Annotated in this window: 13 protein-coding genes; 10 read left to right on the forward strand and 3 right to left on the reverse strand. The window is 38.9% G+C overall.

All coding sequences use genetic code 11. The features are described 5' to 3' along the window. Nucleotides 1-58 precede the first annotated feature (58 nt). Nucleotides 59-1,402, reverse strand: a complete 1,344-nt coding sequence (locus ACM0OW_RS11965; protein WP_414550311.1) for an adenylosuccinate synthase — start codon at nucleotides 1,400-1,402, stop codon at nucleotides 59-61. 208 nt (nucleotides 1,403-1,610) lie between these two features. Between ACM0OW_RS11965 and ACM0OW_RS11970 the strand changes: the two genes are divergently transcribed. Genes ACM0OW_RS11970 through ACM0OW_RS11985 form a run of 4 tightly spaced genes read left to right on the forward strand, consistent with a single transcriptional unit; the run spans nucleotide 1,611 to nucleotide 8,570 of the window. Beyond that, nucleotides 1,611-4,025 (forward strand): MASE1 domain-containing protein, encoded by a 2,415-nt coding sequence (locus ACM0OW_RS11970; RefSeq protein ID WP_414550312.1) that lies wholly within the window; start codon nucleotides 1,611-1,613, stop codon nucleotides 4,023-4,025. Between the two features lie 55 nt (nucleotides 4,026-4,080). After that, nucleotides 4,081-6,504 (forward strand): MASE1 domain-containing protein, encoded by a 2,424-nt coding sequence (locus tag ACM0OW_RS11975; protein ID WP_414550313.1) that lies wholly within the window; start codon nucleotides 4,081-4,083, stop codon nucleotides 6,502-6,504. After that, entirely contained in the window at nucleotides 6,488-7,891 is a 1,404-nt protein-coding gene (locus tag ACM0OW_RS11980; RefSeq protein WP_414550314.1) for a diguanylate cyclase domain-containing protein, read from the forward strand. Before ACM0OW_RS11975 ends, ACM0OW_RS11980 begins: the two co-directional genes overlap by 17 nt. A 49-nt stretch (nucleotides 7,892-7,940) precedes the next feature. Continuing rightward, a complete protein-coding gene (locus tag ACM0OW_RS11985; RefSeq protein ID WP_414550315.1) occupies nucleotides 7,941-8,570 on the forward strand; it encodes a Uma2 family endonuclease in 630 nt (209 codons plus the stop codon). 29 nt (nucleotides 8,571-8,599) lie between these two features. Here the strand turns inward: ACM0OW_RS11985 and ACM0OW_RS11990 are convergent, their stop codons facing one another. Next, a complete protein-coding gene (locus tag ACM0OW_RS11990; protein WP_414550316.1) occupies nucleotides 8,600-9,811 on the reverse strand; it encodes a hypothetical protein in 1,212 nt (403 codons plus the stop codon). A gap of 171 nt (nucleotides 9,812-9,982) precedes the next feature. Here ACM0OW_RS11990 and ACM0OW_RS11995 point away from each other — a divergent pair, with 171 nt between their 5' ends. Together ACM0OW_RS11995 and ACM0OW_RS12000 are read left to right on the forward strand one after the other, a co-directional pair. Further along, complete coding sequence (locus ACM0OW_RS11995; RefSeq protein ID WP_414550317.1) at nucleotides 9,983-11,026, forward strand: adenosine deaminase; 1,044 nt, start codon at nucleotides 9,983-9,985, stop codon at nucleotides 11,024-11,026. Between the two features lie 172 nt (nucleotides 11,027-11,198). Further along, complete coding sequence (locus ACM0OW_RS12000) at nucleotides 11,199-12,275, forward strand: tetratricopeptide repeat protein (protein ID WP_414550318.1); 1,077 nt, start codon at nucleotides 11,199-11,201, stop codon at nucleotides 12,273-12,275. A gap of 87 nt (nucleotides 12,276-12,362) precedes the next feature. On the opposite strand, the gene ACM0OW_RS12005 is transcribed toward ACM0OW_RS12000, so the two are convergent. Beyond that, nucleotides 12,363-12,698 (reverse strand): rhodanese-like domain-containing protein, encoded by a 336-nt coding sequence (locus tag ACM0OW_RS12005; protein ID WP_414550319.1) that lies wholly within the window; start codon nucleotides 12,696-12,698, stop codon nucleotides 12,363-12,365. A gap of 149 nt (nucleotides 12,699-12,847) precedes the next feature. Here ACM0OW_RS12005 and mutL point away from each other — a divergent pair, with 149 nt between their 5' ends. The 4 genes from mutL to ACM0OW_RS12025 all read left to right on the forward strand — a co-directional run bounded on the left by mutL (nucleotide 12,848) and on the right by ACM0OW_RS12025 (nucleotide 19,836). Beyond that, nucleotides 12,848-14,581, forward strand: coding sequence for a DNA mismatch repair endonuclease MutL (gene mutL / locus ACM0OW_RS12010; protein WP_414550320.1), 1,734 nt, complete (start codon nucleotides 12,848-12,850; stop codon nucleotides 14,579-14,581). 12 nt (nucleotides 14,582-14,593) lie between these two features. After that, nucleotides 14,594-15,403, forward strand: coding sequence for a 2-succinyl-6-hydroxy-2,4-cyclohexadiene-1-carboxylate synthase (gene menH, locus ACM0OW_RS12015; RefSeq protein WP_414550321.1), 810 nt, complete (start codon nucleotides 14,594-14,596; stop codon nucleotides 15,401-15,403). 1,058 nt (nucleotides 15,404-16,461) lie between these two features. Beyond that, nucleotides 16,462-17,925, forward strand: a complete 1,464-nt coding sequence (locus ACM0OW_RS12020) for a glycoside hydrolase 100 family protein (protein ID WP_414550322.1) — start codon at nucleotides 16,462-16,464, stop codon at nucleotides 17,923-17,925. A gap of 495 nt (nucleotides 17,926-18,420) precedes the next feature. Continuing rightward, complete coding sequence (locus ACM0OW_RS12025; protein ID WP_414550323.1) at nucleotides 18,421-19,836, forward strand: glycoside hydrolase 100 family protein; 1,416 nt, start codon at nucleotides 18,421-18,423, stop codon at nucleotides 19,834-19,836. Nucleotides 19,837-20,087: the final 251 nt, after the last annotated feature.

The following is a 20,087-nucleotide window of genomic DNA, read 5'->3' on the forward strand; positions in this document are numbered from 1 at the left end:
TCAGTTGTCAGTTGTCAGCAGATCCTTGTAGAGACGCGATGAATCGCGTCTGATTCATCTAAGCACTTAGCAAAGAGGCGGGTGTACCGTCAGGATGCAATAAGGCACGTTTTGGCCCGTGAATTGGGTCTTCAACGATGATCGTTTGATCGCGACTAGCTCCTAAAGAGACGATCGCAATGGGGACTTCCATCAATTCGGCTAAGAATTTCAAGTAGTCTAGTGCTTGCTGTGGCAAGTCTTCCAGGGTACGACATTCACTCGTCGATACCTGCCATCCTGGGAGGGTTTTGTAAATCGGGCGACATTGAGCAAAGCGACGGGAACTAGTGGGGAAGTGTTCGCAGCGATCGCCATCGATTTCGTAGGCGACACAGACTTGAATTTCCTCTAGTTCGTCGAGAACATCGAGTTTGGTAATGGCCATACAGTCCATACCATTAATTCGCACTGCATAGCGACCAATGACGGCATCAAACCAGCCACAGCGCCGCTTGCGTCCTGTCGTTGTGCCAAATTCCGCCCCGCGATCGCACAATAATTCTCCCACTTTTCCATGCAATTCGGTGGGAAAAGGTCCCTCTCCTACTCTCGTAGTGTAGGCTTTTGACACCCCAATCACCCGATCAATCATTGTCGGTCCTAGACCCGTGCCAACGCAAGCCCCACCCGCTACCGGGTTAGAAGAGGTGACATAGGGGTAAGTACCATGATCTAAGTCAAGAAGCGTACCTTGTGCGCCTTCAAACAGGATATTGCGCTTCTTGAGGATGGAATCATATATTTTTAATGATGTATCAACCACGTAAGGCCGCAAGCGTTCAGCGTAACCAAGATATTGCTCAATTACTTCTTGGGGATTTAAAGGCGGTAGGTTGTAAAGTTTTTCTAAAATTGTGTTTTTATAATTAATCGTCCATTCTAACTTCTCACGTAGCGCTTCCGGGTCGATCAAGTCTAAAATTCTGATGCCTGTACGCTCTGATTTATCCGCATAGGTGGGGCCAATGCCTCTACCTGTCGTGCCGATTTTATAACTTCCGCGTCGCTCCTCTGAAGCCTTGTCAATCAATCGATGATAAGGCATCGTGACATGGGCTGTTTCAGATATTAACAGCTTGGCAGTAGAAATATTTAATTCTTCTAGTTGATCAAGTTCTGCTATTAATACCTGTGGATCTATGACTGTTCCACAGCCAATAATACACTCAGTATTGGGATACAGAATACCAGAGGGGATTAAGTGCAGCTTAAACGTCTGGCCGTCAACTACTATGGTATGTCCAGCGTTCACTCCCCCTTGGTAACGTACCACCACATCTGCGGAGCGGCTGAGTAAATCTGTTATTTTACCTTTTCCTTCATCGCCCCACTGGGCACCTATGACAATTACGTTAGCCAAGAGATTATCTCAAAGGGTAAAGTTTCCACAAATTACAATTTTTACCAGATTGTATGACTCTTGTCAAGTAATTGGGCAGGGGGCAGGGAGTGTAAATTAATTTCCAACGAACAGAGGGCAAATTGTTTGTATTTAACTTTTAGAGAAATGGTATTATATATCACCCATCTCTGGACTCCAAGCTTCTGCAATCGGTTGCCTATTTCTTATGAAAAACACCCGAATTTTTCAACGTCTCGGTATTGACTATCAAAATCCTCGTTGGTGGTTTCATGTCTTAATTATTGCCATCAGTTACTATAGCGTTTCTTGGCTGGTATTGAAAACAATGTCAGTTCCAGCTTTTGGTACTCCTGTTTGGCCAGGTACGGGTTTTGCTGTTGGCTTTTTGTTGCTTTGGGGGCGATCGCGTTGGTTTGGGGTCTTATTAGGAGCAACATTAGCTAATAATATTGGCTTTCAAATGATACCTTTAGCTATTTTGCAAGCTATATTTACTACTATTGGCTCACTCATTTCTGTGAAGCTAATCCTTCTACTATCTCGATCTAATTATCCTTTTAACAAAGTCAAAAATGTAGTACTTTTTTCATTTTGTATTTTGGTTACTGGCACTATTTTTCAATCTTTATCCGGTGCAGCTATAGTTTGTTTAGCTGGTTATCAACCTTGTAATAAATATTTAGAACTGTCCTTAAGTTGGTGGGTGGGTGATGCCATAGGGATTTTAGTATTTGCTCCACCTATTTTAACTTTAGCCAAAAAAAGACCGGAATTTGAATTTAAAAATTCTCTAAAATGGGAAATATCAGCGACAGTAATTATTTTATGTATAGTTAGCTATTTTACTTTTATTCAAACACAACCTTTAGAGTATTTACTATTACCGCCGTTATTTTGGTCTGCTTTTCGCTTTGGTGATAAAATCACCACTGTATTAGTTGCACTTGTATCTACCGTGGCTGTTGTTGCTACGAGTTATGGCTTAGGAATATTTTATAACGCCGCTTTAAGAAGTAATTCAATTGTTTTGTTACAAGTGTTTATGGGTGTAATATCTGTGACTACTATGGTGATGTTAGCTATTGTCACAGAAAACCATAAGTATCGGTTAAATCTTCAAACAATTAATGCAGAATTAGAACAACGAGTTTTTGAGCGAACGAAAGATTTACAAGAAAGTGAAGCTAAAGCCCAGGAATTAGCAGCCAAAGCCGAAGCCGCCAACCGGGCGAAAAGTGCGTTTATTGCCAATATGAGTCATGAGTTGCGATCGCCCCTCAATGCTGTAATTGGCTTTTCGCAACTGATGTTACGCGCTAAAAATCTTCCGCCAGATCAGTATGAAAATGCCGGAATTATTTATCGTAGTGGCGACTACTTACTCACACTGATTAATCATATTCTCGACTTATCCAAAATTGAAGCTGGGAAAGCAACGTTAAATATTAATGATTTTAATCTCTATCGCTTACTAGATGACTTAGAAGATATGCTGCATCTGCGGGCTAGTAGTACAGGATTGTCACTAATATTTAAGCGGAGTAAAAATTTACCGCATTATATTTGCACCGATGAAGTAAAACTGCGTCAGGTTTTAATCAATTTACTCAGTAATGCTATTAAATTTACCTCTGTCGGTCAAGTTACTCTCTATGTCTTCCAGGGAGAACAAGAAACAATTGATGTGTTTAATCTCTATATGCGTATCAGTGATACAGGAATAGGAATTTCCGCCGCCGAACTACCAAAAGTATTTGAGGCTTTTACCCAAGCAGAAGCCGGAAGAGAAATGCAAGAAGGAACGGGGTTAGGTTTAGCCATCAGTCGGAAATTTGTGCAGTTAATGGGTGGGGATATTTCAGTAGAAAGCGAGTTAGGAAAAGGTACAACATTTCAATTTTATATTCAAGCCAAATTAGGTCAAGAAATAAATAGTAATGATGTGAATGAACGTCCTCATGTGCTGGGGCTGGTGGCTGGTCAACCTACATACAAAATCCTCGCAGTAGATGATAAACCTATTAATCGGCAATTATTGCTGAAGCTGCTAAAACCATTGGGTTTTGAGATGAAAGAAGCTAGTAATGGCAAAGAAGCGCTGAAAATTTGGGATGAGTGGGAACCGCATTTAATTTTTATGGATATGCGGATGCCTGTAATGGATGGTTATGAGGCGACAAAACAGATTAAATCTACCACCAAAGGCAATGCAACGGCGGTGATAGCTCTAACTGCCAGTGTTTTAGAAGAAGAAAAAGCCATTGTGCTGTCAGCAGGTTGTGATGACTTTCTCCGCAAACCATTTGCAGAATATACAATTTTTGATGCTTTAGCTAAACATCTAGGTGTAAAATACATTTTCGCAGAAAACCATGCACTTGATTTAGAGAGTGTAGAGTCAAGCCCATTAACATCAGAAAATTTAACTTGTATGTCTGGAGAATGGATTAGTCAATTATATGAAGCTGCGCTTGAGGCTAATACTAACCTCGTCTTGGAACTAGTAGGAGAAATACCGAAAATAGAGACTCATTTGATCCAAGCACTGACCAAACTAGCACGTCAATTTGAATTTGAGAAACTGGTTGATTTATCTGAATCTTTGATCAAGCATGATTAGGATCATTTAAATAAGTCTCTGCAAACCTCATTTTTAAGAAAAATTAGCAACACCTATGAACATATTTCATAATATTTTGCGTTATTTTAAATCAGAATCGTCAAGTATTATTAAAATTAATATTTTCTTGGGAATTTCCTATGTAATAGGCGCACAGTTGAGCCAAAGTATCGCTCTTTTAAATAGAGGAGTTACAGCAATTTGGTTGCCTTCAGGAATGACTTTAGCCGCATTTCTTCTGTTTGGTTATAAAATCTTTCCCGCTATTTTTTTTGGTTCAATCGTAGGACTTTATCATATATTTTTATCAGTAGAATCATTCAATGACATCCTTTTTCTTAATATTGCCTGTATTCTAGGAAATTATTTGCAACCATTGTTAGCCTCATTAGTTATCAAAAAATATAGTCATATTACTGAATTATTTAATAGTATTAATGGCACAATTATTTTTGTAATAGCAGGATTTTTTTCACCCATAATATCTGCAACTATTATTACTACTACCGCCAGTTATACGGGGTTTTATCCCTGGGAAACTTACTGGATTTCTTGGCTGACAATATGGATAGCTAGTGGGTTAACTCACTTAATTTTTACCCCAGCCTTTTTAATTCATAAAATTTATTCAATTCCCAATAGAAGTATTGCTAATTACAAAATTAAATTCTCAATTATAGTCTTCGTAACCATCGGGACAATTTTAATTTTTTGGTTAACTTTTTTAAAAAATTATCCTATCGAATATATTTTATTACTGTTACTGATTTGCACTGTTTTCAGTCTAGGTAAAAAATACTCAATTATGATGGTAGTAGTAGTTTCTTCGGCAGCTATTATTGCCACTAACCTCAGATTAGGTCCATTTGTTAAAGAAACCAAGAACGAATCATTATTATTACTACAATCATTTATTGGTGTTTTTTCTATAACTTCATTAATATTATCAGCAATTATTGATGAAAAACAACAAGCTACAAATAAATTAGAATTAACCCTAGCTAACTTAGAGCATACCGTTAAAGAACGTACCTTAGAACTAGCAAATGCCAAAGAAAAAGCTGAAGCAGCCAATCAAGCCAAAAGCATCTTTATTGCTAATATGAGTCATGAATTACGATCACCTCTCAATGCTATTCTTGGTTTTTCACAATTGATGTTACGTGCTAATAACCTAAGTTCTGACCATTATGAAAATACTAGCATCATTTATCGCAGTGGTGATTATTTATTAACATTAATAAATAATGTTCTGGATTTATCAAAAATCGAGGCAGGGAAAACTACCCTTAACCCCAGTGATTTTGACCTTTACCGCTTGCTAGATGATTTAGAAGATATGTTTGATTTAAGAGTCAGTAACCAAGGCTTAAATCTCATATTTCAACGCAGTGAAAATGTGCCACGTTATATTTGCACAGATGAAGTGAAACTTCGACAGGTGTTAATTAATTTAATTAGTAACAGCATCAAATTTACTCAACAAGGAGGAATTAGTTTAAAAATAAATAATAGTAGCGAAGAAACCACAGATACTTTCATAATTAATTTTCAATTGCGTGATACAGGATTGGGTATTGCTGCGGCAGAATTACCGCAAATATTTGAGGCTTTTACGCAAACACAATCTGGAAAAGATGCCCAGGAAGGAACAGGGTTAGGTTTGGTAATTAGTCAAAAGTTTGTAGAGTTAATGGGAGGACAGATTACCGTTGAAAGTGAATTAGGAAAAGGCACAACTTTCAAATTCTATATTCAAGTCAAATTAGGGCAAGAAATCCATAAAAATGGCTTGTCAGACTTTCCCAAAGTTTTAGGACTTGTACTTGGTCAACCTCGATATAAAATATTAACAGTAGATGATAAACCGATTAATTCGCAATTACTAATTAAGCTATTAGAACCATTGGGTTTTCAGATGAAAGCAGCTAGTAATGGTCAAGAAGCATTGACGATTTGGGATCAGTGGGAACCGCATTTAATTTTTATGGATATGCGGATGCCTGTGATGGATGGTTATGAGGCGACAAAACAGATTAAATCGACCACCAAAGGCAATGCTACAGCAGTAATAGCATTAACTGCCAGTGTATTAGAAGAAGAGAAAGCCATAGTGCTTTCTGCTGGTTGTGATGATTTCCTTCGTAAACCATTTAGGGAAAATACAATTTTTGATGTACTTGCCAAACATTTGGGTGTAAAATACATTTTTGCAGAAAACCCTGCTCTTGATTTAGACCATTCAGAGGAAATACCATTGACATCGCAGCAACTAACCTGTATGTCTGGAGAATGGATTAGTCAATTATATGATGCTGCTCTTGAGGCTAATACTCACTTAGTCTTGGAACTGATAGAAAAAATTCCTAAAACAGAAACTCGTTTTATACATTCTTTAAAAAAACTTGCTCGCCAATTTGAATTTGAACAGCTTGTTGACTTAGCCGAACCCCTGATAAGTAATGAATCTCGAACCTGACATAGAAAATAAAGGTAACATTCTCTTAGTAGATGATATTCCCGAAAATTTACAATTACTAAGCGATTTGCTGATCAAACTTGGTTACACTGTTCGTAGCGTCACCAGTGGACGCATGGCACTAAAAACAGTGAGGGTAAAGCGGCCAGAAGTTATCCTGTTAGATATTAAGATGCCAGAAATGGATGGCTATCAAGTTTGTCAAGCGCTGAAAGCTGATGAAGATTTATGTCATATTCCCGTGATTTTTATTAGTGCTTTAGATGATGTTTTCGATAAAGTCAAAGCCTTTAATTCCGGGGGGGTAGACTACATAACTAAACCTTTTCAAATTGAAGAAGTAGTAGCACGTCTAGAGAATCAGTTAACTATTCAAAGACAACAACACCTGCTGCAAAAAGAAATTAATTACCGTAGAGATACAGAAGAGGCTCTTTATCAGTCTAGGGCGTTGTTGTCTAGTATTTTGAATAGTTCCCTTGATGGAATCGCCGCCTTGCAAGCTGTTCGTAATCCTGAAACTGGCAATATTGAAGATTTTCGTTGTTTAGTCGTTAACCCTGTAATTGCCAAAGTCTTTCAACGCAGTCGTGAAGATATGATTGGCAAGTTGGTACTGAAAAAGTTTTTGAATACAATTCAGCCAGAACTATTTAATAATTTTATTGAGGTTATAGAAACGGGGCGACCTCTAGAACAGGATTTTTACTATCCATCAGGAAATTCTTCTTGGTATCACTTTGTAGCAGTTAAGTTAGGTGATGGTTTTGCGATTACCACACGTGATATCACCGCCCGGAAACAAACAGAAATAGCTTTGCAAGATGCTAATCATAAATTAGAATTACTGGCAAATCTAGATGGTTTAACTCAAGTAGCTAACCGTCGTTGTTTTAATAATCGCTTACAAAGTGAATGGCAACGTTTAGCGCAAGAACAGCAGCCACTTTCCTTAATTTTATTTGATATTGATGTTTTTAAACGTTATAACGATTATTATGGTCATCTAGCAGGTGATGATTGCTTATTAAAAATTGCTCAATCAGTTTATCATTGTATTCGTTATCAAGAGGTGAGCCGTCCCACGGACATGGTAGCCCGTTATGGTGGGGAAGAATTTGTGATCCTGCTCCCGAACACGGATTTAGCAGGAGCGATTAAAGTAGCATCGAGAATTCAAGCAGTAATTCATGATCTGAAGATTTGCCACACAGAGTCTAATGTTAAGGATATTGTGACCGTGAGTTTGGGCATTGCTTCAGTGATACCTTCCTTGGAAGTGCAGCCAGATACACTGATAGCCTATGCAGATCAAGCATTATACGAGGCCAAACAACAAGGGCGCGATCGCTACTGCTGCAACTGTGAACAAAGTTTTGATAAATGAGCCAATATTTAAGTAGGGCTAATTGCTGATTTACAGGAGTCAGAAAATTATGATAGCTGTGAAAAATCGCGCCGATAGAGTCGTACTTTACAATATTAGCTGGCAACAATTTGAAAACCTTTTGCAAGATTTGGGAGAAAGTCGTGCAGCCAGAATAGCTTACGATAACGGTAACTTGGAAATTATGACACCTTTACCAGAACACGAACACTATAAAGAAGTAATTAGTGATTTAGTTAAAGATATTGCTGATACCCTTGATTTAGACTATGAAAGTTATGGTTCAACCACCTGGAAGCGAGAAAGCCGCATGGCTGGTTTAGAAGCAGATAATTGCTTTTATTTCCAAAATGAAGCAGAAATTAGAGGGAGACTAGATTTAGATTTAAACCAAGATCCGCCCCCAGATTTAGCATTAGAAATTGATGTTACTAGTAAATCTTTAAATCGATTTCCGATTTATGCGCGGTTGGGTGTTCCTGAAGTTTGGTGTTATGACTCAGGAGAATTGAAGATTAATCTCTTGCAAAATGAGGAATATCTAGAGTCAGAAACAAGTTTAGTTTTCCCTAGTTTACCAATTCGTGAATTACCCCGATTGATTGAAAAAAATCGCACCGAGGGGAGAAGGGCGATGAGAAAAGCAGTAAGAGGTTGGGTGAGGGGTGTGTTAGGTTAGATACAAGAGTGCAAATTAATCAGCACAGCTTAAGGTACTGGAACCCACACACCAGACTGTAAAAACCGAATATCATTGCCCGCCAGATTCACATTATAACTCTGGGTAGCACTTGCCCATGAAGGATTTCCACTAGGAACATTACCGCCAAAAACATTAACTCCCCATCCGGCTTGAATTGACTGGCGACAACTTAAGTTTTGGTTATCAATATTCAAACAACCATCAAAAAATTTGGGAGTTGTCGAGTGCAGACCAGTCATATTTTCTGAGACCTTTGCCCGTTTAGCTGCCTCTTTTTTGATGGCAGTTACTAATGAACTAGGTAAACTCTGCATTCCATCAGGTATGGGGGAAAAATTGGGGTCTGAAATTGCGTTTTTAGGAATATAGTAAACATAGCGATTAGCGTCCATAATAACGATCATTTGCCAAGCTGCTTGTTCTATATCTTGACAAATTCCCATTTCTGGTCTTGTGGGTGCTGTCTCTGCACCCTGACACCAATTCCATGTTATGGCTTTAATACTTTCAACTCGCAGGTTAGAATTTAAATTATCATGGCGACTCACAACATCCTCTAACACCTTCTCGCCGATATTTCGGGGCATTTCTGCTGTTTCTGAGGGCAAAAATAAACTTAAATTCCCATAATTTAAATCTTGGCTATCAAGTCCCAAGAAGAATGGTTTCTCTCTACCTTTTACAAGAATACGCCATCCTAAAATTGACTGGACTTTGCAATTAGCATTGATAGGACAGGCCGGAAGACCTTTGCTTAGTTGTGCGGCAACAATAGAAATATTGTTGGGTTCTAGGGATAATTTTGTGGATAAAGCTGAGAGAATAGTTTGATTTAAACTGGCAGTGGCATCAAGGGTAATAAATCCATTATTAGTCACATAATAAACCCAATTTTCACCTTGACCACTCATGGTTACACGCCAGCCAGAACGGGATTTAGCTGGACAAGTTTGAGTCGGAATTAAGCCTGATTTATCAGGTAAACAGTCTTCCCAAGTAGCTATTTCAGATTTTGTTAGTTTGAGGAGTTTGTTGTTAATTTGCAATTGCTGCGCCATTTTTTCGCGCACTGCGGTTTCTAGGTTTTGAGGGATATTTTTTGGCGTAGTAGCTACCTCTGCTTTAATAGAATTCTGGGGCTGTGTTGTTGCGTAAAAAATTAGGCTGCTGATGCCAAGTAAACCCAACACACCACATAAAAGTATTTTGGCTTTCATGAATTTCGCTGTAAATAAACAGTAATCACCTAAATTTAGGTAGTTTATGATTAAATTGACTAATTTTAGGCAATTTATGTTTCTGATACCCAAAAATTACTACAAATTCTAGATTTTTTTATTTATGGCTTTTGTTACAATTAGTGAACTTTATATTTACAAAATACCATTATGGCGTTATATGCTGAGTTACATAGACATCTGGGGGGTTCCGTTGTTCCCCGCGTGTTGTGGCGATATTTTGAGCGCCATGCTACAGATTTAATTACTCGTTTTGCTGAATATTCGGAATTTGAAGACTTTTACACTCGTCCCCGCAATACTTTAGATGAGTATCTAGAATTACACACTTTAGTGGAAAGTGTGCAAACTGTAGAAACTTTACCCTACTTTATTTATCGCTTGTTGCGCGGTGCTTATATCTTTGAAAATTTGGCGTATTTAGAACTGCGTTATACACCATACTTACGCACACCTGAACATCTGAGTCAAACCGAAAGAATTGACAAGATGGCAGAAATTGTGGAGGTGGTAGGGAAAGCTAGTCATTTGCCAGAATATCCCATTGTGACTAGCCAAATTCTCTGTATGCACTCGCGTTTACCTTATGAGGTGAATCGGGCGATAATTGAGTTAGCGGTACAGAATAAACAGTACGTTTGTGGGATTGATGTGGCTGGTGGCGATCGCTATTATGAAGAACGTCTAGAAGAATGGGTCAGCTTGTATGATTATGCGCGATCGCATGACATTAACACCACCGGACACCTTTACGAAACCACCGATGGCTGTCACCCCAAACTCTTACCCTACCTGATGCGAATTGGTCATGGTATCCAAATTCCTTTGTTATCTCCAGAGTTATTAACAGATATAGCTAAACGGGGACAGTGTTTAGAAGTTTGTCCCACAACTTACCTCAAAACAGGTACTTTACAGGATATCCGTCAACTGAAATTAGTTTTTGACCGTTGTTTTGCAGCTGGGGTAGATATTGCTATTTGTACTGATAACGCGGGACTGCATAATATGCGCCTACCATTTGAGTACGAAAACCTTTTGACTTACGACATTATTAACTTTGAACAGTTACAAGCCTGTCAAAATGCAGCTTTCCGTCATGCTTTTGCTTGGCCTCATAATCAGCCTCCTGCATCTATATTGAATAGATTACTTAAACCTGAACTTCCCAAAGTTTTGGCAATAACAGATTAGTTGACAAAAATTAAATTATTTATTTTGTGGGGTAGGAATGCCTATCCCACAATAAAATTTTGGATAATTTGTTGGTAAATAAATTCCTTCGCAGAACAAAGCAAGGGACAACACTATTTACGTCAGAGTAAGCTAGGTTACAACAAACTTAGATTACAAGTGTCTACGTAATATGAAAATTATTCACGAAAACGATAGTCAAATGACTCTGCGCCTACGTCCCTGGCTCCTGTGGATTGTTGGCGCTATCTTAACTAGTATTGGTTTGTCAGGAGCAGTTTTATGGCCACAAGTACATACTTTCACTTGTCGCCGTGACACTACTGCACCAGCAATTTGTCAAAGTTATACCACAGGATTATCTTCATCAGACCACCAAGTTTTACCCCTAAAGGATATTCAAGGAACAAAAATTCACACTATCAAAGGTAAAAGCGAGCGGAACTATCGGTTACTCTTATTAACAAACGAAGGTGAAATTTCTCCTATCTCCATAGATATTTCTGACCAGGGAACAGTCCAAAACTGGGTAGAAGAAATTGAAGTGTTCCGCAAAGATACTCAGAAACAGAATCTATTAATTGAATATGATAATCGGTTATCAGGTTATCTATTTGCTGGTATATTTACATCTATGGGTTTGATCTTAGGGCTTTTGTTAGAGAAAGTTGTAGTTTGCAAGATAGACAAGACATTAGGACAATTAACTTTAGCAAATTATGGGTTACTAGGTAATTCTCAAGCAGAATATCTCATCAGTGATATTCGTGGTGTAACTGTACAAACAACAGGGGGGTTTCGCGATGGTAGTAGAACCTATAGAATAGCTCTATTTATGTACTCTGGCGAGTATATACCATTTCCTTCTTACTACGCTTCAAGATTCCGTCATCACCAGCAAACAGTTGTTCGTATTAGCGAGTTTCTTGATTTAGAACCTATGATAGAAAATGACCAAAAGATGTCATTGAAAAAAATATTTTCCACAGTTAAGGAGATAGGAAAAAGGGTATTTACGACTCGTCAAAGACGTGAGGCTGAACTTCCCAGTTTACAGCAAGCAGTAATGAATAATCGCAATGATGCTGAAGCACATTTTCAGTATGGTCTTTCTTTATATATTTTACAGCGATATCAGGAAGCGCAACCTTGTTTAGAAGAAGCACAACGACTTTTTGTTTTGTCAGGTCAAGTGCAGAGACTTGAAGAAATCGAGGCTTTTTTATACTTGCTAAACCAAAAATTATGAATTATTAAACGCAGAGTTACGCAAAGTTAACGCGGAGGTACGCAGAGATTTTTCGATGAGAGTAGGACTTACGCAGTGGGGGAAATTTTAAGCAGCTACGCCTTCTGTCGCCCCACCAACTGTTTTCCAGGCTGTGATACCGCCTCTAATCACAGTGGCATTACTAAACCCAGCAGCTCGTAATAATTGCACAGCATAGCCGGCTTGTGTGTCGCTGTCGCCATAGATATAAATCTGGCGTTCTTGGTGTAGTGCAGATTTAGCGCGTTTTACTAATTCATCTAAGGGCATTTGGATTGCGCCTGTGATGCGATTGTAATTGTAAGTGTGGCGATCGCGCACATCGATAATTGTAAACGCTGGTTGACCCCATTCCAGACGAGACTTTAGATCATGAACTTCAGCAACTAAATCACTAATCATAAACTTTTCTCGCTGATAACCTTATCAGCAATCTATCAACAATCCTTCTAGAACCTGAGTTTCTTTACAATAAATCAAAAATTCTGTGGAATTGTAAATAAAAATGCTTATTCTATTCAGTGGTTGACTGCTCGCCTAAACTGTAATTTATGGCATCTACTATTCAAGCTTTACCGACAGAAGTCGTATATCTGATTACGGCTGGAGAGGTAATCGACTCTTTAGCCTCTGTAGTGCGGGAATTAGTAGAAAATTCCCTAGACGCAGGCGCAAACCGCATTGTAGTTTCTCTTTGGCCGCAGCAGTGGCGCATTCGCGTGGCAGATAACGGTTGCGGAATGGACGAAGATAATTTACAACAAGCCGCCCTGGCACACAGTACCAGCAAAATTCACTCTAGTGAAGATTTATGGAAGATTAACAGTTTGGGCTTTCGCGGTGAAGCACTGCACAGTTTGACAACTTTGGCAGATTTGGAGATTTTGAGCCGTCCACCAGGCGGAAACGTGGGCTGGCGGGTTGTTTATGGTGACGGTGGTCAAGCTGTAGAATTTGAAGCAACTGCGATCGCACCTGGTACAGTAGTTACAGTCTCCAATCTCTTCGGTAATTGTGCCGTGCGTCGTCAAGGTTTACCCACAGCCGCCCAGCAAATGCGAGGCGTACAATTAGCAATTCAACAAATCGCCCTCTGTCACCCCCATGTTACCTGGCAAGTTTGGCAAAATGACCGCCAATGGTTCACCATTTCCCCCGCCGCTACAACCGGACAACTCCTACCGCAAATTCTCCCTCAAGTGCGACAAGGTGATTTAAACGAAGTCAAACTAGAAATACCGAACCCCCAGCCCCCTGTAGGGGCGGGTTTACAGACATCATTCAACATCAACGAGGATATTACTAAACCCGCCCCTACTACCAACTCCCAACTTAGTATAGTTGTGGGATTACCTGATAGATGTCATCGTCGCCGCCCTGATTGGGTACGGGTAGCGATTAACGGCCGCATGGTAAAATCGCCAGAATTAGAGCAAACAATTCTATCAGCATTTCACAGAACATTACCACGCGATCGCTATCCGATTTGTTTATTAAATCTGACCATTTCTCCTGACCAAATTAACTGGAATCGTAACCCAGCTAAAAGCGAAATTTACCTGAATGAAATTGGTTATTGGCAAGAACAAATTACCACAGCAATTGACCAAGCACTCCGCATAAGTGCAGCAAATCTCAAAGAATCTGTCCACACAACCAGAGTCAGTAAATTACTCAAAGCCGCAGAAGCCAAAGGCGGTTATCATGTTAATCCTGAAAATTCCCCTGAAGAGAATCATACTCAGCTGTCTTTAAAGGCGATCGCGCAACTGAGCAACACCTATATAGTAGTAGAACATCCCAATGGTATGTGGTTAGTAGAACAACACATAGCCCATGAGCGAGTATTATATGAGCAAATCTGTGATAACTGGCAACTTGTACCCATTGAACCCGCCATCATTCTTTATCAATTATCACCAGCGCAAGTATCACAAGTGCAAAGAATAGGTTTAGATATAGAACCCTTCGGCGAACAACTTTGGGCAATTCGCACCATACCCGCACCTTTACAACAACGAGAAGACAGTGCAGACGCAATTTTAGAACTCAGTTGGGGCGGAGACTTACAAGTAGCCCAAGTAGCCGTCGCTTGTCGCAGTGCTATTCGTAATGGTACACCCATGACTATGCCAGAAATGCAGACATTATTAGATCAATGGCAACGCACTCGCAACCCCCGCACCTGTCCCCACGGTCGCCCCATTTATTTATCCTTAGAAGAACCAGCTTTAGCCAGATTTTTCCGGCGTAATTGGGTCATTGGTAAAAGTCACGGGATTTAAATGTGCAAATTTATGATATTAGGAAACTATAAATTTAATTATTGTTTAATTAACAACTTAAATAAACCAATTATTTTATTTTTGCATGGTTTCATTGGTAATCTTCATGAATTTGACGAAGCTATAAAAATACTAGCTGAAGAATTTTCATTTCTGACACTTGATTTACCCGGACATGGCAAAACTCAAGTCTTGGGTGGGGATGAATGCTATACAATGGCAAATACTGCTAATGCTGTAATTAACTTACTAGACGACTTAAAAATTAACCAGTGCTTCTTAGTTGGTTATTCAATGGGTGGAAGATTAGCTTTATATCTAACTCTACATTTCCCAGAGCGTTTTGCTAAAGTCGTCCTCGAATCAGCATCACCAGGTTTAGCCACAGAAACAGAACGGTTAGCAAGAGTGAAAACTGATGCTCAAATCGCTAGAAAATTAGCTAGAACTATTACCAAAGAAGATTTTGCTACTTTCTTACTAAATTGGTATGGTCAGCCCATTTTTGGCTTAATAAAAAATCATCCCAAATTTGCAACCATGTTAGAAAGCCGATTGCAAAATTATCCAGTTGAATTAACTAAATCATTGCAATTCATGGGAACTGGTAATCAACCTTCTTTATGGAATAAACTCCATCAAAATACCATACCTTTGCTATTATTAACCGGGGAATATGATCAAAAGTTTATAGCTATCAATACAGAAATAGCTCAAAAATGTCAACTTGCCCAGCTAAAAATTATTAGTCATGCTGGGCATAATATGCACTTAGAAAGCACTGAAGAATTTGTGAACAAAATCAGAGATTTTATCTCATGAAAGTTTCAATATTTGCCTGTACCTCTTCTCTTAAAGTAGTTTTTTAGCGCTCATATTAAAGGCTGATTTGTTAATTTCGGCATAAATTCCCATCCTGATGACACGGAAAAGACCAAGGTATCAATATTGCTCAGGAGAGGGGAAAGTTGGATATTTCTTAGCCATCAACTAACTGCATCTGATCATTCCACAGCACTTTGCTATATCTTGCACGGATAGCGGAGCGTGTGCCGCAGTAGCATCTACGTTTTTAGGGAAATAATCGATAAATCAGCAGCTAATTTGTGATTTTTCTAGCGTGTTTGCCACCTGACACAAATTATTTTAAATTTTTAAGAAAATACTCAATTTTTCTTGAGTACATTTACGATTCTTTGATTCTAATTATTAAGGTTTTGTGATTAGCTCAATAATTACTTTATATTGGTGTAGTAATTTTCTGATGTCTGGCGTAAAACCTTCATCTGCTTTAAGTTCTGTCCCGTATATATTTTTCGTCTGTACTCCCAAAAATTTACCTGATTATTGGTAATTTAGGTAAAATATGCACCCACTGAGAAGTATTGACATCTAAAATTGTTGAGCTTTTATATTGCATATTCTGAGAAAACATTATAAATTATAAAATTATAGGGGAATAATCTAATTTAACGCCTCAAAACTAAATTCTGATTAAGTAAATCTACCAGACATAGTTAAAACTGCACACACCTTGAGTAGTACCGGAGATACATTCTTGTTTCGTCAAGTCAAGTTACGGATGTACAGACAGGACACAGAATAATCTGGGAATATATATGGTGTCACTGTTTTGAGGAGTCATGAAGTTGCTTGAGTGCAAAAATACTTAGCGAAGATTCACAAAGACGATAATTAAAAACCAATTAATTGTAGATTAAGTTGCCGATAAATAGGTAGCTTAAGTTATTATTTATAAGTTATTTACTCAAAGCAATTTGCTATTCAAAACATAGGTTTTGTTATGCTAAAAATAGCATAAATAATCAATGAAGGTGCATCTACTAAAAATTCACCCCCTTAATGGAGTTACTCTAGCGATGCCAATAAATGAAGTCCTAACAGATGAAAATATAGAAGAACAAGCATGGCGAGCGCTGGAGAAGTCAATTCTCTATTATCAAGGTCGCCCCATTGGGACTGTAGCCGCCTATGATGCATCTGTAGAAGCACTTAATTATGATCAGTGCTTTGTCCGGGATTTTGTCTCTTCAGCCTTAATTTTTCTGATCAAAGGTAGAACAGATATTGTTCGTAATTTCCTGGAAGAAACATTAAAATTACAGCCTAAAGAAAGGGAATTAGATGCCTATAAGCCTGGGCGTGGGTTAATTCCAGCTAGCTTTAAAGTTGTAGTAGAAAATGGAGAAGAGCATTTAGAAGCAGATTTTGGCGAACACGCGATCGCCAGAGTTACCCCAGTGGATTCTTGTCTATGGTGGATTATTTTGTTGCGTGCGTATGTAGTCGCCACCAAGGATTATTCCATCGCCTATCAACCTGATTTCCAAAACGGTATCCGATTAATTATCGAAATCTGCTTGGCTAATCGCTTTGATATGTACCCGACGCTGTTGGTTCCCGATGGTGCTTGTATGATTGACCGTCGAATGGGTATTTATGGTCATCCGCTAGAACTTCAGGTGTTATTTTATGCGGCTTTGCGTGGGGCGCGTGAGATGCTGGTTTGTAAAGGGAATCAAGATTGTAAAGGTAATCAGGATATAGTCGCCGCAATTGATAACCGCTTACCGCTTTTATGCTCTCACATTCGCCAGCATTATTGGATAGATATTAATCGCCTCAATGCAATTTATCGCTTCAGAAGTGAAGAATATGGCAAAGGGGCAGTGAATCTGTTTAATATCTATGTAGACTCTCTTCCCTATTACGAATTAGACAAATGGCTACCGAGAAAAGGGGGATATTTAGCTGGTAATGTCGGACCATCGCAGTTAGATACACGTTTCTTTGCACTGGGTAACTTGATGGCGATCATTTCTGATTTAGCCACCGAAGAACAGTCACAAGCCATTATGAATCTGATTGAGGAACGATGGGATGATTTGGTGGGAGATATGCCAATGAAAATCTGTTTCCCAGCTTTAGAAAGTGAAGAATACAGAATTGTGACAGGATGTGACCCCAAAAATATTCCTTGGTCATATCATAATGCAGGAAGTTGGCCAGTATTAATGTGGATGTTCGCCGCCGCAGCTGTCAAAACCAACAGAACTGGTTTAGCTAGAAGGACTATTGAAATCGCCAAAGCCAGGCTGAGTGAAGATGAATGGCCAGAATATTATGACGGTAAGAAAGGGCGATTAATTGGCAAACAAGCCAGGAAATATCAAACTTGGACAATTGCTGGTTTCTTGTTAGCCAAAGAACTCATGGATAATCCAAATTATTTACCATTGGTGAGTTTTGATGAACTACCACCTGAAAAAGTTTCTCGCGCCTGTGAATTTGAAATTGGCAGTGTAGAACCTTATATGCCTTGATAGTAGATATCATTAGATAAATGATCACTGCTATTGTGAAATTAAGTGCAGTAATACGTCAGATAAAGTGTGCAAAGTGTGCAAACTGTCCAAGATAAACATTAATTTAAAAGCCCCTTTGTAATTCTTTGGGGCTTTTGCTATTTGCTAAATTGCTCTGAGTAATCACTTTTAAAATAGAACCTATGGGACAATAAAGTAAATGAAAAACTTGGGTTATCCTGAGAGTATGGACGGTATAATATCGCCCTAAATATATCTTGCGTGAGTAGGGGCGGGTTAATAGATATTATTCATAATTAACGGGGATATTGGTAAACCCGCCCCTACATAGTCGAATACTACTCACCCCACCAGATTTATCAGATGAGGATGTGTACTTAATTTACTTACCAAGTGCTGTACGCATTCCTAAACTAAAAAGTATTGAAAAGTAAGAGTTTAACTCTGGTTTTTATCTTGCCAAAATCCCATCATAACGGAGTGTTTCTCGTAATGGAAAGAGAGGAAGTAGTAATAGTTGATGATTTAGAGAAACAGGCCTGGGAAATATTAGAAAAGTCGATTCTGTACTACCAAGGTCGTCCTATCGGTACAATTGCTACCTATGATCCTTCGCAAAAAGCGTTAAACCATGACCATTGTTTTATTAGGGATTTTGTACCATCAGCTTTACTTTTTCTGATCAAAGGTAAATATGATATTGTCCGTAATTTTCTAGAAGAAACTTTAAAGTTACAGCCAAAAAAAAATAAATTTGATGCTTATATACCTGGACAAGGTTTGATACCAGCCAGCTTCAAAGTTGTATTAAAAGATGGTAAAGAGACTTTAGAAACTGATTTTGGCGAACACGCGATCGCTAGAGTGACACCTGTTGATTCTTGTCTATGGTGGATTATAATACTATATGCCTATGTCAAAGCGACAAAAGATATAAGTTTCGCCTTGCAGCCAGAATTTCAGCAAGGAATCAGCTTAATTATGGAACTCTGCTTGGCGACAAGATTTGATATGTACCCCACGCTGTTAGTTCCAGATGGCGCTTGTATGATTTATCGGCGTATGGGTATCTATGGTTATCCTTTAGAAATTCAAGCGCTATTTTATTCTGCGTTGCGTTCGGCGCGGAAATTGCTGATTTGTGCCGGTGATGAAGAAATTGTCGTCGGGATTGATAACCGCTTACCTTTATTAAGAGATCATATTCGTAATCACTATTGGATTGATATGAAGCGATTGAATGTAATTTATCGCTTTAAGGGTGAAGAATACGGAGAGTCAGCAGTCAATCAATTTAATATCTATCCTGATTCCATTCACTATGCTAAATTAGCTATTTGGTTGCCTAAACACGGTGGTTATCTAGCAGGTAATGTTGGTCCATCGCAACTAGATACGCGTTTCTTTGCACTGGGAAATATGATGGCTATTATTTCCTCTTTAGCAAGTGAACAGCAATCTCAAGCCATTATGAATCTGATTGAAGAAGAGTGGGATGATTTGGTGGGAGAAATGCCGATGAAAATCTGTTTCCCGGCTGTAGAAAAAGAGGAATACAGAATTTTTACGGGATGTGACCCCAGAAATATCCCTTGGTCATATCATAATGGCGGTAGTTGGCCAGTATTATTGTGGTCGTTAATTGCTGCGGCTCAAAAAACAGGTAGACAGGATATTGCAAAACGCGCCTGGGAAATTGCCCAAGCACGTCTAAGTAAAGATAATTGGCCGGAATATTATGATGGTACGCGGGGGCTGGTAATTGGTAAAGAAGCGAGAAGATATCAAACCTGGACAATTTCTGGCTTTCTATTAGCAAAAGAATTGATGAGAAATCCAGGGCATTTAGGATTAATCAGTTTTGGGCAGTTTGATTTAGACAATGCTTCCCAGTCTTGTGAATTGTAACGGAGAGTGGGTAGAGTGCTGAGTGGGTAGGGGCGGGTTTAAGTAGTCAGTCTGTGGTTCGTCGAAATTCTTAGTAAACCCGCCCGTACAGGAATGGGGAGAGTGCTGAGTATAAACCCAATTTCTATTACGAATTACGAATTACGTATCGCTAAAGCGAAAGCTCCGCTAACGCGTAGCGTGCCGGAGGCTCTACTACGAATTACGAATTACGAATTACGAATTACGAATTACGAATTACGAATTACGAA

This window comes from Anabaena sp. CCY 0017 (assembly GCF_963920885.1).
Lineage (GTDB): Bacteria > Cyanobacteriota > Cyanobacteriia > Cyanobacteriales > Nostocaceae > Nodularia.

Bases quoted from the DNA above. Each gene is read 5' to 3' on its own strand.
- mutL (WP_414550320.1), top strand. From the start codon at position 12,848: ATGGCATCTACTATTCAAGCTTTACCGACAGAAGTCGTATATCTGATT.
- ACM0OW_RS12020 (WP_414550322.1), top strand. From the start codon at position 16,462: ATGCCAATAAATGAAGTCCTAACAGATGAAAATATAGAAGAACAAGCA.
- ACM0OW_RS11995 (WP_414550317.1), top strand. From the start codon at position 9,983: ATGGCGTTATATGCTGAGTTACATAGACATCTGGGGGGTTCCGTTGTT.
- ACM0OW_RS11980 (WP_414550314.1), top strand. From the start codon at position 6,488: ATGAATCTCGAACCTGACATAGAAAATAAAGGTAACATTCTCTTAGTA.
- menH (WP_414550321.1), top strand. From the start codon at position 14,594: ATGATATTAGGAAACTATAAATTTAATTATTGTTTAATTAACAACTTA.
- ACM0OW_RS11990 (WP_414550316.1), bottom strand. From the start codon at position 9,811: ATGAAAGCCAAAATACTTTTATGTGGTGTGTTGGGTTTACTTGGCATC.
- ACM0OW_RS12000 (WP_414550318.1), top strand. From the start codon at position 11,199: ATGAAAATTATTCACGAAAACGATAGTCAAATGACTCTGCGCCTACGT.
- ACM0OW_RS11985 (WP_414550315.1), top strand. From the start codon at position 7,941: ATGATAGCTGTGAAAAATCGCGCCGATAGAGTCGTACTTTACAATATT.
- ACM0OW_RS11975 (WP_414550313.1), top strand. From the start codon at position 4,081: ATGAACATATTTCATAATATTTTGCGTTATTTTAAATCAGAATCGTCA.
- ACM0OW_RS11970 (WP_414550312.1), top strand. From the start codon at position 1,611: ATGAAAAACACCCGAATTTTTCAACGTCTCGGTATTGACTATCAAAAT.
- ACM0OW_RS12025 (WP_414550323.1), top strand. From the start codon at position 18,421: ATGGAAAGAGAGGAAGTAGTAATAGTTGATGATTTAGAGAAACAGGCC.
- ACM0OW_RS12005 (WP_414550319.1), bottom strand. From the start codon at position 12,698: ATGATTAGTGATTTAGTTGCTGAAGTTCATGATCTAAAGTCTCGTCTG.